Source organism: Bradyrhizobium zhengyangense (assembly GCF_022012435.1).
Taxonomy (GTDB): domain Bacteria; phylum Pseudomonadota; class Alphaproteobacteria; order Rhizobiales; family Xanthobacteraceae; genus Bradyrhizobium; species Bradyrhizobium zhengyangense.
Map to the genome: position 1 here is coordinate 93851 of NZ_JAKLUA010000015.1, position 14269 is coordinate 108119.

The following is a 14269-nucleotide window of genomic DNA, read 5'->3' on the forward strand; positions in this document are numbered from 1 at the left end:
GGCACGGCTACGGCAGGGGGCCGACGGATGCAGCTTTTTCGTCCCGGCGCGAACACGATCGCCATGCTGGTGATCGCGGCGATTGGAGCGACTCCGGTGCTGGCCGTCGGCCTGTCCTATCAATTGATGCGCTCGCCCTATGCGACCGACCAGAACGTCACGCGGAACCAGCCCGTGCCGTTCAGCCACGAGCATCATGTCTCAGGGCTCGGGCTCGACTGCCGCTACTGTCACACCTCGGTCGAGAAGGCGCGCTTTGCCGGCATGCCGCCGACCGAGACCTGCATGACCTGCCATTCGCAGATCTGGACCAACGCGCGGATGCTGGCGCCGGTGCGCGAGAGCCTCGCCAAAGGCCAGCCGATCGCATGGACGCGCGTCCATCGGCTGCCGGACTACGTCTATTTCGATCATTCGGTTCACGTCGCCAAGGGCGTCGGCTGCACGACCTGCCATGGCGAGGTCGGACAGATGCGGCTGATGCGGCAAGCGGCGCCGCTGACGATGCAATGGTGCCTCGACTGCCATCGCAACCCCGCGCCGCATTTGCGTCCCACCGAGGCGGTGTTCGACCCCAACTGGCACGCCCCGAAGGACCAGGCCGAGGCCGGCGCGAGGCTCGCCGCCACCTATCACATCCACACAGACCATCTGACGGACTGCACGATATGCCACCGCTGACCGAACTGCCGACGCGGCCCGAACCGGCGCGGCGCAGCAAGCTCAACCGGCGCCAGGCCCTCAGCCTGCTCGCGACCAGCATGGCCAGCAGCCTCGCGGCCTGCAGCAAGCCGGACCAGCAGATCCTCCCCTATATCCGGATGCCGGAGCGGATCGTTCCCGGCGAGCCGCTGAAATTCGCGACGACGCTCGGACTTGCCGGACTAGGGCGCGGCGTCATCGTCACCGCGATCGACGGACGGCCGATCAAGGTGGAAGGCAATCCGCGCCATCCCGGCAGTCTCGGCGCCACCGACGTGTTCGCCGAGGCCGCGGTGCTGTCGCTCTACGATCCGGACCGCTCGCGCACCATCCTTCATGACGGCGCCATTGCGTCGCGCGAAGCGCTGCAAGGTGCGCTGGCAAGCCAGCTCGCCGACGCCCGCAATCGTCAGGGCGACGGCCTGCGGCTATTGACCGGCCGCACCACATCGCCGACCGCGCTCCGCCAGATCGATGCCCTGCTCCAGGCGTTCCCCGCCGCGGCGTGGCACGCCTACGACCCGACCGACGACGACAACGCGCGCCAGGGAAGCCAGCTCGCGCATGGCCGGCCGCTTCGCGGCGTAGCCGACCTCGCCAAGGCGCGCGTGATCGTTGCGCTGGATGCCGATCCGATCGGGCACGGGCCCGACCAGATCCGGCACGGCCGCGGCTTCGCCGAAGGCCGAAGCGATGCCAACAGCTTCTCGCGTCTCTATTGCCTCGAAAGCGGCTTCACGCTGACAGGCGCCAAGGCCGACCAGCGGCTGGCACTGCGACCCGAGGCCATCGAACGCTTCGCGATGAGTCTGGCGGGGGAGCTCGGTGAAGCTCGAGGGGCAACGGAGCTCCCCGAGCGCGAGCGCGCGCTGCTGCGCAAGATGTCGACGGACCTCAGCGCCCACAAGGGCGCAGCGCTCGTCATGGCGGGACCGACGCTGTCGAAGGAGATCCATGCGCTGGTTCACTGGATCAACGCGCAGATCGATGCACCAGTCCGTCTCATCGAGCCGATCGATCGCACGCCGTCGGGCCAGCAGGCCGCCACCCTCGAACAGCTCGCCGGCGATCTCGCGGCGGGGCGCGTGCGCCAGCTTGTCATCGTCGGCGCGAACCCTGTTTATGACGCGCCGGCCGATCTGCAATTCGGGGCGCGGCTGCAGCAGGCGCCGTTCCGTTTGCATATGGGCGAGTATGTCGACGAGACGGCGGCACTCGCAACCTGGCATGTTCCGCAGCATCATGCGCTCGAAGCCTGGTCGGATCTGCGCGCCAGCGACGGCACTGCGAGCATCGTCCAGCCGCTGATCCGGCCGCTCTACTGCAGCTACGGCGTCCACGAGCTGCTGGCCTGGCTCGCCGGGGAGCAGGATGCGAGCGCCTACGACCTGGTGCGGCAGACCTGGCAAAGCGCGGCCACCGGCGATTTCGAGGCGTGGTGGAAGCAGGCGCTGCACGACGGCGTCATCGCCGGGCCCGGCGCCGCCGCCGTCGCCGTGGCTGCGCCGCAACTACCGCCGATGCCGGGCGGCGAAGCACAGGACACGCATGCCGACGGCATCACTCTCATCCTGCGCCCCGATCCCTGCCTGTGGGACGGCTCCTTCGCCAACAATGCGTGGCTGCAGGAGTGCCCCAAGCCGCTGACCAAGCAGGTCTGGGGCAATGCGCTCGCGCTGCATCCCGACGACGCGACGAGACTCGGCGTCGCCTCCGGCGATATCGTCACGATCGGTGCCGGCGATCGAACGCTCGACGTGCCGGTTCTGACCGAGCCCGGGACCGCAGCCGGGGTCGGCACGCTCACGATCGGCGCGGGCCGGCACAAGGCGGGCGCAATCGGTGACGGCGTCGGCGCAAATGCCTATGCGCTGCGAACCGGAGAGCATCGCTGGCGCATTCCAAGCGTCTCGGTCACGCGAAGCGGACGCCGGGAGCCGATCCTAACCACGCAAAACGTGGTGCGGACGCCGAACGATGTCCGCGAACTCTATCCGCTGTACCAGCTCGGCCATACGCCGGCCGCGGCAGCCTTGGACGACACGCCGAGCCTGATGCCGCGGACCATCCAGTCGAGCGATGGTCATGCCTGGGCGATGGTGATCGATACGTCGGTCTGCATCGGCTGCAACGCCTGCGTGGTGTCGTGCCAGGCTGAGAACAACGTTCCCGTCGTCGGACCGGAGCAGATCGCGATGGGGCGCGACATGCACTGGATGCGCGTCGATGCCTACGATCATGGCATGGCGAACGGGAGGCCGCTCGGCTTCCAGCCGGTACCCTGCATGCATTGCGAGCATGCGCCGTGCGAACCGGTCTGTCCGGTCGCGGCGTCCGTGCACGACCATGAAGGCCTGAACGGGCAAATCTACAATCGCTGCATCGGCACCCGCTTCTGCGAAGCGAACTGCCCGTACAAGGTCCGTCGCTTCAATTTCTTCGGCTACGCCGACGGCGAGGAATACGCTAATCTCGGCGCGGACTCCTATCGCGGGCAAAAAAATCCGGAGGTGACCGTTCGCGCCCGTGGCGTGATGGAAAAGTGCACGTATTGCGTCCAGCGGATCAGCGGCGCGCGGCGCAGCGCGGAGCGCGAGAATCGCACGCTCGGTCCGGACGAGGTGCGCACCGCCTGCCAGAACGCCTGCCCAACGCGCGCCATCAGCTTTGGCGACCTCAACCACACCGATGCCGAGATCAATCGCGATAAGGCCGATCCGCGCCACTATGCCCTGCTCGGGCATCTCGGCACGCGGCCGCGGACCACTTATCTGGCCGACCTGCGCAATCCCGCGGAGGAGTAGACATGAGCCAAGTCCTCGTGCCGCAACAGCCGCCCGCGCATCGCTGGATTTCGGCGGAGCGCGCCGACGACGTCGCGATCACCCAGGCCATCGCCGACCCGCTGTTCACCGGGTTCGGCAAGCGGTGGTGGCTCGCGCTGCTCGCCACCCTGCCCTTCGTGCTCTGGCTGCTGGTCGCGATCGTCTGGCTGTTCTACCGCGGCATCGGCATCTGGGGCATCAACTCCACCATCGTGTGGGGCGTTGCCATCGCCAATTACGTCTGGTGGATCGGCATCGGCAACGCCGGCACGTTGATTTCGGCGATGCTGCTGCTGACCAGGCAGCGATGGCGAGCCTCGATCAACCGCTTTGCGGAAGCCATGACGCTATTCGCGGTCGCGATCGCCGGGCTGATGCCGATCATTCATCTCGGCCGGCCGATCTATGCCTACTGGCTCGCGCCCTATCCGAACACGATGGCGCTGTGGCCGCAATGGCGCAGCGCGCTGGTCTGGGACTTCTGGGCCATCGTCAGCTATCTGCTGTTCTCGATCCTGTTCTGGTACGTCAGCCTGATCCCCGACCTCGCCACCCTGCGCGACCGCGCGCCGCGGCGAGGGGCCCAGCTCGTCTACGGCGCATTCGCGCTGGGCTGGCGCGGCTCGGCGCGGGAATGGTCGCGGCTCCAGACGCTGCACAGCACGATGGCGGCGCTCGGCGTGCCGCTGGTCTGTTCGGTCCATTCGATCGTCGGCCTCGATTTCGCCGCCAGCCTCATGCCCGGCTGGCAGGAGAGCATCTTCCCGCCCTATTTCGTGGTCGGCGCAATGTATTCCGGCTTCGCGATGGTCGTCGTGCTCGCAGCGGGGATCCGATGGGGGCTCGGCCTCCAGGCCATCATTACGCCCCGGCATTTCGACGCGATGGCCCGCATCCTGTTGATGGCCTCCATCGTGATGTTCTATTCCTATGCGACCGAGTGGTTCATGGGCTGGTATGGCGGCGAGCATGCCGACCGCGCCGTTGTGCGCTTCGAGTTCACCGGCACCTACGCGCCGCTGTACTGGGCGCTCCTGACCTGCAACTGCCTCGTGCCTCAGCTCCTGTGGTGGCCGTTCGCGCGACGTTCGTTGCCGGTGCTCATTCTTGTCGCCATCGCGATCAACATCGGAATGTGGCTCGAGCGTATCCTCATCGTCTGGAATACGCTGTCGCACGACTACATGCCTTCGCTATGGCGCAGTTTCCATTTTACCTTCTGGGACTGGAGCTTCCTGATCGCGCCACTCGGCTTCTTTGCCTTCCTGTTCCTGCTCTTCATGCGGCTGATCCCGAGCGTGTCGATGTTCGACATGCGCGAACTCGCCCACGAGGAGGCCGCCGCATGACCGCGACGCTGGTAGCGCAGTTCCTCGACGCCGAAACACTGCAAGCGGCCTTGCGGCGCGTGAAGAGCACGGGCCATGCCGCACTGGACGCCTTCACGCCCTACCCGATCGAAGGGCTGGCGGAACAGCTCGGCCTCGATCGCTCGCGGATAAGGGTGGCGATGCTGATCGGCGGGCTCGCGACCGCCGCTTTCGCGTTCGGCCTGCAATGGTACAGCGCCGTGATCGACTATCCGATCGACAGCGGGGGCCGGCCGCTCAATTCCTGGCAGGTGTTCCTGCTGGTCCCCTTCGAGGTTGGCGTGTTTGCCGCCGCCCTCACCGGCGTGATCGCCTTTCTGCGGTCGTGCCGCCTGCCGCGGCTGCACGATGCCCTGTTCGAAATCCCGGGTTTCGAGCGCGCGACCCAGGATCGCTACATCCTGGTCGCCGCCTCCGAAGCCGATCCCAGAGATTTGCGGACGGTACTCACCGAGGCCGGCGCGGTCGTGGTGACGGAGCTGCGCGCGCCATGACGATCCGCCGGCTGCTCTGCTTGATGATGCTGCCCGCCGCGCTCGGTGGCTGCGGCGACCACTCGATGACGCAGCAGAACCGCTACGGCACGTTTACGAAGGCGGCGCTGTTCAGGGACGGCACCGAGGCCCAGGTCCCGCCGAAGGGCGCCATCGCGCAGGGCGAGCTCGATCGCGCGCGGCAGGTCGCGACGCCGCCGCCCGTCGACATGGCGCTGCTGGCGCGCGGCCGCGAGCGTTTCGGCATCTACTGTTCGCCCTGCCACGGACTCTCCGGCCATGGCGACGGCATGATCGTGCAGCGCGGCTTTCCCGCCCCGCCGTCGTTTCATTCGAGCCGGCTGCGCGCCGCCGACGCCCGGCACTTCTTCGACGTGATCACCAACGGTTACGGCGCGATGTATTCCTATGCCGCGCGCGTCGAGCCGCGCGACCGCTGGGCCATCATCGCCTATATCCGCGCGCTTCAGCAGTCGCAGCGGACCGATATGACCGAGGTCCCGCAGCTGAGGAGCAAGCTGCCATGATCGCGGCATCGCATAGGCAGACTCTGTCGGCATTCGGCAACCGGCATGCGGCGGCCGGGCTTGCGCTGCTGACGCTCACGGCCGCGCTGTTGCTCGTTCTCGGGCGCCTGGCTATTTATCCACCCCTGCTGCAGGGCTGGCTGCTGGCGTTCGCCATCTGGAGCTGCGCCCCGGTCGGCAGCATGAATTTGCTGCTGATCCACCGCCTGACCGGCGGGGTCTGGGGCATCGCTGCTGCACCGGTCCTGCGTCCGCTCGCCGCCATGATGCCGCTCGTTGCCATCGCCTTCGTTCCGGTGCTCGCCACACTGCCGGCAGTCTATCCTTGGGCTGCGGATCCCGGCGAGATCAAGCCGGATGTCGCGGCCTGGTATCTGAGTCAGGCATCCTTCATCCTGCGGGCGGTGATCACCCTGGCGGGATGGTCGGTTCTGGCAGTGATCTTTGCGTCCGGCCTCGGCGGAAGGCTATTGTCCGGGCTCGGCCTCGCCTTCTTCGGGCTCACCATCAGCGTGGTCGCGATCGACTGGTTCCTGTCGGTCGAGCCGCACTACGTGTCCACCGCCTTCGCATCGATGATCGCCATCCAGCAGTTGCTGGCGGCGCTCGCCGTGCTGGCCGTCGTCGGGATCGCCAATGTCGCAGGCCGGGCGAGGAGCGACATCGGCAAGCTGCTGATGCTCACGCTGCTGGGCGTTGTCTATCTCACCTACATGACGTTCGTGGTCGCCTGGTATGGCGATCTGCCGCACAAGGCGGCGTGGTTCCTCAAGCGCGGCACCGACACATGGGCTGCGGTGCTGATCGCAACTTTCGTCATTGGGGCAGTTCTGCCGTTCACGATGCTTCTGCTCGCGGGCGTACGCGCCAGCCGTGCCGGCCTGCGTGCCGTCGGTGTTCTCCTGCTGCTCGGGACCGGCCTGCACTTCGCCTGGCTGATCCTGCCCGCGTTTGCCCGGCAACCCGCCGTCGCCCTGGCCGGCCTGGGTTCGCTCGTCATCCTGACCGCGTCTTCCATGCTGTTCGGTCGAGGCCTCGCATTCGGAGGCAAGCGCCATGCCGGTTGAGGAGATGGGACATCGCGCGCTGCCGCAACCGGCCGATGTTGACAACCGCGTCGTCCTGGCCGTCGTCGGCGGCTTCCTGCTGTTCGTGGCGGCTGCTATCGCTGGACTTTTGCTGTTTCTGAACGCCCAAGTGCCAAGCGCCTTCCTCCCGCGCACGGAGCGGCGGTTTCCGGCGCCGGCGTTGCAGACATCGCCGCAGGCCGACCTCGCGCGCTTCGAGGCCGAGCAGCAGGCCCGGTTCTCCGGCTATGCCTGGGTGGATCGCGACCACAATAAGGCGCGCATCCCGATCGATCAGGCGATGCAGCTCATCGCCGGCCGTGGCCCGCATGCCTATGATGCGATCGGGGATCACGACGCTCAACCGCCCCCTGCCGACGGAGGCAAGCCATGAGGCGGGCTCTCCTCGTTCTTTCGCTGGTGCTGTGGCCAGCGCTTGCGCGGGCCGGATTGACCGAGCAGGAGATCGGGCGCGTCGCCTTCGATCCGCGAGCCGATGCGCATGTCCCACTCGCCTTGCAATTCACCGGTCTCGACGGCCGTCCCGTGTCGATCGGCGATGCGGTCGCCGGGCGTCCGACGCTGCTGATCCCGGCCGACTTCACCTGCCGGCAGATCTGCGGGCCGGCGCTGACGATCGCGAGTTCTGCCTTGCAGCAGAGCGGGCTCGCAGCGGGACGCGACTACAGCCTCGTCATCGTCGGGATCGATCCGCGCGACAGCCGCGACGACGCACGGCGCTTCACGGAGGGACAGATCGGCCAGGCCGGGACATCGGTGTTGACCGGATCGCCCGGCAGCGTCCGCACACTGCTCGACAGCATTGGTTATCACACCGCATTCGACCGCAGCCGTGACGCCATCGCGCATCCGGCAGCCTTCGTCACGCTCGCACCGGATGGACGGGTCGTCCGCTCGCTCTCCAGCCTTGCGCTGCAGCCCGCCGATCTGCGTCTCGCGCTGCTCGAGGCCGGCAACGGCCGCATCGGCGGCCTCCCCGGCCGAATCGCACTGCTATGCTACGGATTCGATGCTGTGCACGGCATCTACACCAGCAGGATCGCGGTGATCCTGCAGCTTCTCGGCGGCGCCACGGTCGCCGCGATGGCGGGTCTGATCGGGCTGTTGCTGGTGCGCGGCAGACGACGCGGAGCTTCGGCATGAACTCGCTGTTCAGCCTGCCCGAGGCCAGCACGCACGCCGTCACGGTGGATCACATCTTCTACCTGCTGCTCGCGTTGTCCGGGGCGACCGTCGTGCTGGTATTCGGGCTGATCCTGCTGTTCGCCGTGCGCTACCGGCGCGGATCGAAGGCCAAGCGCGGTCCGATGCCGGAGTTTCTCGGCCGCGAGTTCGAGATCGGCTGGACGCTCGCGACGCTCCTCACCTTCGCCTTCCTGTTCTGGTGGGCCTCCTCCGCCGACCTCAGTAGCCTCGCGGCGCCGCCGCATGCGCTGGAGATCCATGTGGTCTCGAAGCAGTGGATGTGGAAGACGCAGCACGCGAACGGGGCCCGCGAGATCAACGCGCTGCATGTTCCCTTGCACGAGCCGGTGCATCTGCTGATGAGTTCGCAGGACGTGATCCACTCCTTCTACGCGCCGGCGTTCCGCGTCAAGCAGGACGTGGTGCCCGGACGCGATACCGACATCTGGTTCGAGGCGAGCAAGACCGGCACCTTCCCGCTGCTCTGCGCCGAATATTGCGGCACCAACCATTCGGCGATGCGTGGCGAGATCGTCGTCATGCAGCCCGAGGATTACGCCAAATGGCTGACCCGCCAACCCGAAGGCGACGACCTCGCTCATGAAGGTGCCAAGCTGTTCGTCTCGCAGGGCTGCTCTGGCTGTCACGCCACATCCTCCAATGTCCACGCGCCGCGCCTTGCCGGCCTCTATGGCCGCGCGGTCCAGCTCGCCGACGGGCGCACTGTCACCGCCGACGACGCCTATCTCCGCGACTCCATCCTGCAGCCGAAGCGCGACGTCGTCGCCGGCTTCGAGCCGATCATGCCGAGCTTCAAGGGGCTGCTCGACGACGGCGAGATTCAGAGCCTGACCGCCTATATCCGCTCGCTCGGGGAGGAGCCGCCCAATGACTGATTCCCTGCTCGCCGGAGAGCTGCCGCTGCCGCCGCGCCCGGATTACCTGCGCCACGGATCGACGGTGTGGTCCTGGCTTTCCACCACCGATCACAAGCGCATCGCGATCCTCTACGCGGTGACTATCACCATCTTCTTCTTCCTCGGTGGCGCGGCGATCACCGCTGTGCGGCTCGAGCTGTTCCAGCCGAACGGCTGGCTGATGACCTCGGACAGTTACAATAAGCTGTTTTCGTTCCACGGCATCATCATGGTCTGGTTCTTCCTGGTGCCGTCGATCCCCAACACCCTCGGCAACTTCCTGCTGCCGCTGATGATCGGGGCGCCGGACGTCGCCTTCCCGCGCCTCAATCTGTTCAGCTGGTACCTGACCATCGCGGCCGGCGCGTTCACCGTCTATGCCCTCGTCGCCGGCGGCGTCGACACTGGCTGGACGTTCTACACGCCCTATTCCTCGATGTTCTCCAACACCCACGTGTTCGCCGCCGCCGCCGGCGTGTTCGTGGTCGGCTTCGCCAGCATCGCCACCGGCGTCAACTTCATCGCGACCACCCACATGCTGCGCGCCCCGGGCATGACCTGGTTCCGGCTGCCGCTGTTCGTCTGGGCGATCTACGCGACGTCGCTGATCATGGTGCTCGCGACGCCCGTGCTCGCGATCTCGCTGCTGCTGGTGATCGCCGAGCGGGTGTTCGGCCTGCCGATCTTCGATCCCGCGCGCGGCGGCGATCCGATCCTGTTCCAGCACCTGTTCTGGTTCTACTCGCACCCGGCGGTCTACATTATGGTGCTGCCGGCCATGGGCGTGGTGTCCGAGATCATCCCCTGTTTCGCGCGGCGGCGGATCTTCGGCTATGACTTCATGGTCTATGCCATGCTCGCGATCGCCGGCATCGGCTTCTTCGTCTGGGGACACCACATGTTCGTCTCCGGCCAGTCGCCGCTCGCCAGCCTTGTGTTCTCGTTCCTCTCCTTCATCATCGCCGTGCCGTCGGCGATCAAGGTGTTCAACTGGACGGCCTCGCTCTATCGCGGGCAGATCAGCTTCGAATCCCCGATGCTGTACGCGCTCGGCTTCGTTGGATTGTTCACCACCGGCGGTCTCTCCGGGCTGTTCCTCGCGTCGATCCCGGTTGACGTCCACGTCACCGACACCTATTTCGTGGTCGCCCATTTCCACTACATCATGGTCGGCGGCTCGGTCTCGGCCTTCTTCGCCGGCATGCATTTCTGGTGGCCGAAGGTGACGGGCCGGCGCTATCCGGAGAGCTGGGCGAAATTCGCCGCGATCCTGATGTATGCCGGCTTCAACATGACATTCCTGCCGCAATTCTTCGCAGGCTATCTCGGCATGCCCAGGCGCTATCACACCTATCCGGCGGAATTTCAGATCTACAACGTCATGTCCTCCGCCGGCGCGGCGGTGCTCGCCATCGCCTATCTGCTGCCGCTCTTCTACCTCACCTGGTCGCTGTTCTACGGCGGCAAGGCCGGCCGGAATCCGTTCGGTGCGACCGGCCTCGAATGGACCACGAGTTCGCCGCCGCCGCCGAAGAATTTCGACTGGCAGCCCCGGATCGACCGGGCGCCTTACGACTATCACGCCGAGGGCATGTCGGCGGGAACCGATCCGCCGGAAATGCAGAACGCGAAAGAGACGCAATGAGTGACGAAACCGCAATGCTGCGAGAGCCCTGGGTCGATTTCAGCCGCCAGCGCGAAGCCGGCAAGTTCGGCATCTGGGTATTCCTCGCCAGCGAGACGCTGTTCTTCGGCGCCCTGATGCTGACCTACTCGGTCTGCCGGATCGAGCATCCGGCGGCGTTCGCGGCGGCCGGCCGCGAGACGAACATCTGGTACGGCACGATCAACACGGCAGTGCTGCTGACCAGCAGCCTCACCATTGCGGTCGCAGCGCAAGGGGCGGAGAGCTACGCGCGGCTGCGGCGGCTGGTGATCGCATGCCTGGTGGTGACCGCGCTGCTCGGCCTCGCCTTCATCGTCATCAAGGGCTTCGAATACAAAGAAGACATGGACAAGCATCTGGTCCCGGGCGCTGGATTTGCGCTACCGGAGCGAGCAGCGCAGCTGTTCTTTGGATTCTATTGGCTGGTCACGTCGGTCCACGCCATCCACCTGTCGATCGGCATTGCGCTGGTCGGCCGCCTGGTCTGGGTGTTGCTCCGCCGCGAGCTTCCGGTGACGGAGAATCCTGAGATCGAGGTCACCGCGCTGTACTGGCATCTCGTCGACATCGTCTGGATCTTCCTGTATCCGCTGATCTATCTACCGGGACGTTCGTCGTGAGCGAGCCAGACAAATCGGGCCTTACCGTCCGCCGCCTGTGGACGCGAAATCTGGTGATCTGGGCCGCGCTGATGGCGCTGCTGCTACTCAGCCTCGTCTCCGCATACATTCCCATGGGTCGGATAACGACAGCGAGCGGCATCGTGATCGCGATCGCCAAATCGATGCTCGTGGTCCTGCTGTTCATGGAGCTGGCCTCCGCCAGACCCCTGATCCGGCTTGCCGCGATGGCAGGATTGGTGTTCCTGGCCGCGATGTTCGCATTGACGCTGTCCGACATCCTCGCACGCCTGTGAGGTTCGACTTCCAGCTGCGTACAACCTAGCTGCACGACCGGCTTTGGGTTCAAATCGGGAGCCCCGAGGAACATGCCCGCCTCGGACTTGTTTCTTTTCGATGAGTGAACCTTTGCCCGTCGTCATGGAAAATTCGATTCAGATCGCCTGGGATTATCTTGAGCGCACCGGTGACCTCGGCGATCCGTCGGTCGCGAGCAAGGTTCTGCTGGAGTCGGTGGAAAAACTGGTTCGTCGCGGTGAGCGTCGGGTATTGATGCTTTCGAACACGGCCATCAGAGATTACAAGAAATTTTGTGCCGACCGCTCGCTGGAGTTGGTCACCTGATAGATCCAGATTGTCAGATCTGCTTCGGTTTGGGCTGGGTCTGCGAAAACCACCCGTTCCAGCCTTGGGATGAGAAGGGATGTCAGTGCGGGGCGGGCATGCCATGCGAATGCCAGCAGGCGACCGGATTGGAAGAACTCGATGTCTCGAAGGTCATAGCGCGATCACCCACACCGAAAACGCGATGAGCGCCGTGAGAACGATCGCCGCTACTATCACAAGCTTCGTCACTTCGGCTTCTCGGCGCTGATGCGCAGGGTGTAGAGCGGGTTCTGAAACTCGTCGACGACCTCCATGCTCCAGTCCTCCTGCGGGCGCAATCTGCCGTCGAGGCCTTGCAGAATCTGTCCCGCGGTCACCGTCGCCTCCCGCCATGCCGCATGCTTGTCGGGCAACTCCTCGCCCTCTTCGTCTAGCTCGGTGTGGCCATGATGAACGTGGAAAAAATACTTTGGCATAGCAGTCCTCACATGCCGCTCTTTAGGGTCGGAGAGTCGGCCCCGGTTGGGGGGCTTGGGGGCAAGTAGACCGGGGCCGCTCCGCCAGCATCGGCGGCGATGCTCGGCGGGTTATCAATCGGCCTGCGATGCCGGTGGTTCCACGTTGTCGACGCAAACTGGAGATTCGTGGCCGGTCGCCGCCGAATGTGCGAAGCTCGCGGCGATGTATTTTGGCGTCTCGGAGGGATGCCGATGCGCCTTGCATTGCCTTATCTGGGTATCGGTCTCTGTGCGTCGCTGGCAGCGTGGCTACCGGTGCTGCTGCTTTACTGACGCGGAAACAGATTAATGCTTGGCGGTAGTATCCGCACGTAGGTGCCGCTCTCGTGCAGTTCGAGCCCAGCCTCGCTCGCCGGCGAACTCGAGGCAGGCGCCGAACTTGCTGCCTGTTGCCTTCAGCGCGAACAGGAATGTGCGTTGATTTTCGATATGAATGCGACCGTCCTGGACCGGCGCGACACCGGTCGCCAACTCCACCAGTTTGCGGGCCGCGGCTTCCGAATTGGCATAAGGACGGATCTTCACCGAAGCCGAGAGCAAGCCGGACGGATACGGGCAGCTTTTTTCCACCTTCAACGGCCGGGCCAACATCACGATACAGGCTGCTCCGAACGTCTCCAACGATTCACCGGCAGCCTTCCTTTAGAAAAAGGGGCCGCCTGCGCGCATCCAGTACAAGCGGGTGACGTCGCGTTTCTTCGCGCTCTCCAGCTACAAGGGCGACAAGGTTTGGTACGACCGCTGCAATTCGGCTCGCCTGGTCACTATCAACTATCCAGCCAGCGAAGAGCGCGCCTGGACCGGCGTGGTCGCGCGCATCAGCCTCTCGCTCCTGGTAGATAGCGGCGGCCGCCTACCCTGTCTTCAGAACATTCTCGACCCCGATCAGCAACTAGCGGGCGCAGCAGCCGCATCGGCCGCGCGATGAGCCCGCCCGAAACAACCCTCGCGAAGCGGTTCCTTCGCAATTGCGCCAGACGCGTTAAGACCAACGTCACCAAAACATCATCTAGTCCGGCGGGCGGTCGCCACCTTTACGTGTCGTTCGACACTTGGTCCCTAGCCTGTTGATCTGCTGGGGATTTCCCGATGGACTTGTTCTCTCGAATGCGCGCCGCCTTCTCCGTGGGCAGCACGACCGATCCGCTCGGTCGTTCGCTGCTCGTGGAGCAATTCCGCGTGCTGCGCAAGCAGGTGCCGGTTCTCTACGCGGTCCTGCTGATCGACAGCATCAGCGTGGGACTAGTGCTCCCGTCGAACGTTTCGCCGTGGCTCCGGTTTGCGGTCCCGGCCCTACTGCTCGCGATCTGCATGGTCCGGCTGATCCAGTGGCTTCGCCTGAGCGGCGTCGAATTCACCCCCGAGCACGCCTATCGCGAGCTCGTCAGAACCCGTGTCGTCGCGATCGTCCTCAACACGGGCTTCGTGCTCTGGATCCTGGCGCTGTTCGGTGTCGTCGAACCGGAGCTCCGCGCGCCGGTCGCGCTGCTCGTGTTCATGGGCTGCGTAGGCACGGCCTACTGCCTCGGCAGCTTTCCGCCCGCATCGCTCCTGACGATGATTATCGCCGGCACCCCGATCGCGACTGTGCTGCTGCTCTCGGGCGATGGCATGATGATCTCGCTGGGAATCAATCTGCTGCTGCTGCTCCTCCTGCTCGGACGGATGATCAGCACCAATTTCCGATCCTTCGTTCAACTCGTCGGAACTCACGGCCGACTGGCCGAGGAAGGAGACCGCGCACGCGTTGC

17 protein-coding genes are annotated in these 14269 nt (G+C 65.4%); 14 read left to right on the forward strand and 3 right to left on the reverse strand.

Annotation, left to right across the window (positions count from 1 at the left end; genetic code table 11):
* Nucleotides 1-27 precede the first annotated feature (27 nt).
* The 13 genes from L6637_RS32410 (at nt 28) to L6637_RS32470 (ending at nt 12018) form a co-directional block, all read left to right on the forward strand.
* Nucleotides 28-681, forward strand: coding sequence for a cytochrome c3 family protein (locus L6637_RS32410; protein WP_128962265.1), 654 nt, complete (start codon nt 28-30; stop codon nt 679-681).
* Nucleotides 669-3506, forward strand: a complete 2838-nt coding sequence (locus L6637_RS32415; protein WP_237873103.1) for a 4Fe-4S dicluster domain-containing protein — start codon at nt 669-671, stop codon at nt 3504-3506. Before L6637_RS32410 ends, L6637_RS32415 begins: the two co-directional genes overlap by 13 nt.
* A gap of 2 nt (nt 3507-3508) precedes the next feature.
* Complete coding sequence (gene nrfD, locus L6637_RS32420; RefSeq protein ID WP_237873104.1) at nt 3509-4876, forward strand: NrfD/PsrC family molybdoenzyme membrane anchor subunit; 1368 nt, start codon at nt 3509-3511, stop codon at nt 4874-4876.
* Nucleotides 4873-5391 (forward strand): DUF3341 domain-containing protein, encoded by a 519-nt coding sequence (locus tag L6637_RS32425; RefSeq protein WP_237864868.1) that lies wholly within the window; start codon nt 4873-4875, stop codon nt 5389-5391. The genes nrfD and L6637_RS32425 overlap by 4 nt, the downstream gene beginning before the upstream one ends.
* 2 nt (nt 5392-5393) lie before the next feature.
* Nucleotides 5394-5918 carry a c-type cytochrome gene (locus L6637_RS32430; RefSeq protein ID WP_237873169.1) on the forward strand — a complete coding sequence of 175 codons (525 nt, stop codon included), beginning with the start codon at nt 5394-5396 and terminating at the stop codon, nt 5916-5918.
* Nucleotides 5915-6985: a hypothetical protein gene (locus L6637_RS32435; RefSeq protein WP_237873105.1), complete on the forward strand. Its 1071-nt coding sequence runs from the start codon at nt 5915-5917 to the stop codon at nt 6983-6985. Before L6637_RS32430 ends, L6637_RS32435 begins: the two co-directional genes overlap by 4 nt.
* Nucleotides 6975-7379 carry a hypothetical protein gene (locus L6637_RS32440; RefSeq protein ID WP_237873106.1) on the forward strand — a complete coding sequence of 135 codons (405 nt, stop codon included), beginning with the start codon at nt 6975-6977 and terminating at the stop codon, nt 7377-7379. Before L6637_RS32435 ends, L6637_RS32440 begins: the two co-directional genes overlap by 11 nt.
* Nucleotides 7376-8149, forward strand: a complete 774-nt coding sequence (locus L6637_RS32445; protein ID WP_237864871.1) for an SCO family protein — start codon at nt 7376-7378, stop codon at nt 8147-8149. The genes L6637_RS32440 and L6637_RS32445 overlap by 4 nt, the downstream gene beginning before the upstream one ends.
* Entirely contained in the window at nt 8146-9087 is a 942-nt protein-coding gene (coxB, locus tag L6637_RS32450) for a cytochrome c oxidase subunit II (protein WP_128962272.1), read from the forward strand. Before L6637_RS32445 ends, coxB begins: the two co-directional genes overlap by 4 nt.
* Nucleotides 9080-10753: a cytochrome c oxidase subunit I gene (locus L6637_RS32455; RefSeq protein WP_237864872.1), complete on the forward strand. Its 1674-nt coding sequence runs from the start codon at nt 9080-9082 to the stop codon at nt 10751-10753. Before coxB ends, L6637_RS32455 begins: the two co-directional genes overlap by 8 nt.
* A complete protein-coding gene (locus L6637_RS32460; protein ID WP_128962274.1) occupies nt 10750-11394 on the forward strand; it encodes a cytochrome c oxidase subunit 3 in 645 nt (214 codons plus the stop codon). Before L6637_RS32455 ends, L6637_RS32460 begins: the two co-directional genes overlap by 4 nt.
* Nucleotides 11391-11690, forward strand: coding sequence for a cytochrome C oxidase subunit IV family protein (locus tag L6637_RS32465; protein WP_128962275.1), 300 nt, complete (start codon nt 11391-11393; stop codon nt 11688-11690). The genes L6637_RS32460 and L6637_RS32465 overlap by 4 nt, the downstream gene beginning before the upstream one ends.
* A 100-nt stretch (nt 11691-11790) precedes the next feature.
* Nucleotides 11791-12018 (forward strand): hypothetical protein, encoded by a 228-nt coding sequence (locus L6637_RS32470; protein WP_237864874.1) that lies wholly within the window; start codon nt 11791-11793, stop codon nt 12016-12018.
* Nucleotides 12019-12245: 227 nt separating this feature from the next.
* On the opposite strand, the gene L6637_RS32475 is transcribed toward L6637_RS32470, so the two are convergent.
* The gene (locus L6637_RS32475; RefSeq protein ID WP_237864875.1) at nt 12246-12476 is read right to left on the reverse strand and encodes a DUF6894 family protein; all 231 of its coding nucleotides are present in this window, start codon (nt 12474-12476) and stop codon (nt 12246-12248) included.
* A gap of 327 nt (nt 12477-12803) precedes the next feature.
* A complete protein-coding gene (locus L6637_RS32480; protein ID WP_333909305.1) occupies nt 12804-13139 on the reverse strand; it encodes a hypothetical protein in 336 nt (111 codons plus the stop codon).
* Nucleotides 13140-13200: 61 nt separating this feature from the next.
* On the opposite strand from L6637_RS32480, the gene L6637_RS42650 reads away from it, so the two are divergent.
* Complete coding sequence (locus L6637_RS42650; protein ID WP_333909304.1) at nt 13201-13446, forward strand: hypothetical protein; 246 nt, start codon at nt 13201-13203, stop codon at nt 13444-13446.
* Between the two features lie 365 nt (nt 13447-13811).
* Here L6637_RS42650 and L6637_RS32490 read toward each other — a convergent pair whose 3' ends face one another.
* Nucleotides 13812-14231, reverse strand: a complete 420-nt coding sequence (locus L6637_RS32490; protein WP_237873107.1) for a hypothetical protein — start codon at nt 14229-14231, stop codon at nt 13812-13814.
* Nucleotides 14232-14269 lie beyond the last annotated feature (38 nt).

What these genes read in the sequence shown, in the direction of transcription:
- L6637_RS32410 (WP_128962265.1), top strand. Translation starts at nt 28, where the DNA reads ATGCAGCTTTTTCGTCCCGGCGCGAACACGATCGCCATGCTGGTGATC.
- L6637_RS32475 (WP_237864875.1), bottom strand. Translation starts at nt 12,476, where the DNA reads ATGCCAAAGTATTTTTTCCACGTTCATCATGGCCACACCGAGCTAGAC.
- L6637_RS32435 (WP_237873105.1), top strand. Translation starts at nt 5,915, where the DNA reads ATGATCGCGGCATCGCATAGGCAGACTCTGTCGGCATTCGGCAACCGG.
- L6637_RS32455 (WP_237864872.1), top strand. Translation starts at nt 9,080, where the DNA reads ATGACTGATTCCCTGCTCGCCGGAGAGCTGCCGCTGCCGCCGCGCCCG.
- L6637_RS32460 (WP_128962274.1), top strand. Translation starts at nt 10,750, where the DNA reads ATGAGTGACGAAACCGCAATGCTGCGAGAGCCCTGGGTCGATTTCAGC.
- nrfD (WP_237873104.1), top strand. Translation starts at nt 3,509, where the DNA reads ATGAGCCAAGTCCTCGTGCCGCAACAGCCGCCCGCGCATCGCTGGATT.
- L6637_RS32470 (WP_237864874.1), top strand. Translation starts at nt 11,791, where the DNA reads ATGAGTGAACCTTTGCCCGTCGTCATGGAAAATTCGATTCAGATCGCC.
- L6637_RS32415 (WP_237873103.1), top strand. Translation starts at nt 669, where the DNA reads ATGCCACCGCTGACCGAACTGCCGACGCGGCCCGAACCGGCGCGGCGC.
- L6637_RS32445 (WP_237864871.1), top strand. Translation starts at nt 7,376, where the DNA reads ATGAGGCGGGCTCTCCTCGTTCTTTCGCTGGTGCTGTGGCCAGCGCTT.
- L6637_RS32440 (WP_237873106.1), top strand. Translation starts at nt 6,975, where the DNA reads ATGCCGGTTGAGGAGATGGGACATCGCGCGCTGCCGCAACCGGCCGAT.
- coxB (WP_128962272.1), top strand. Translation starts at nt 8,146, where the DNA reads ATGAACTCGCTGTTCAGCCTGCCCGAGGCCAGCACGCACGCCGTCACG.
- L6637_RS32425 (WP_237864868.1), top strand. Translation starts at nt 4,873, where the DNA reads ATGACCGCGACGCTGGTAGCGCAGTTCCTCGACGCCGAAACACTGCAA.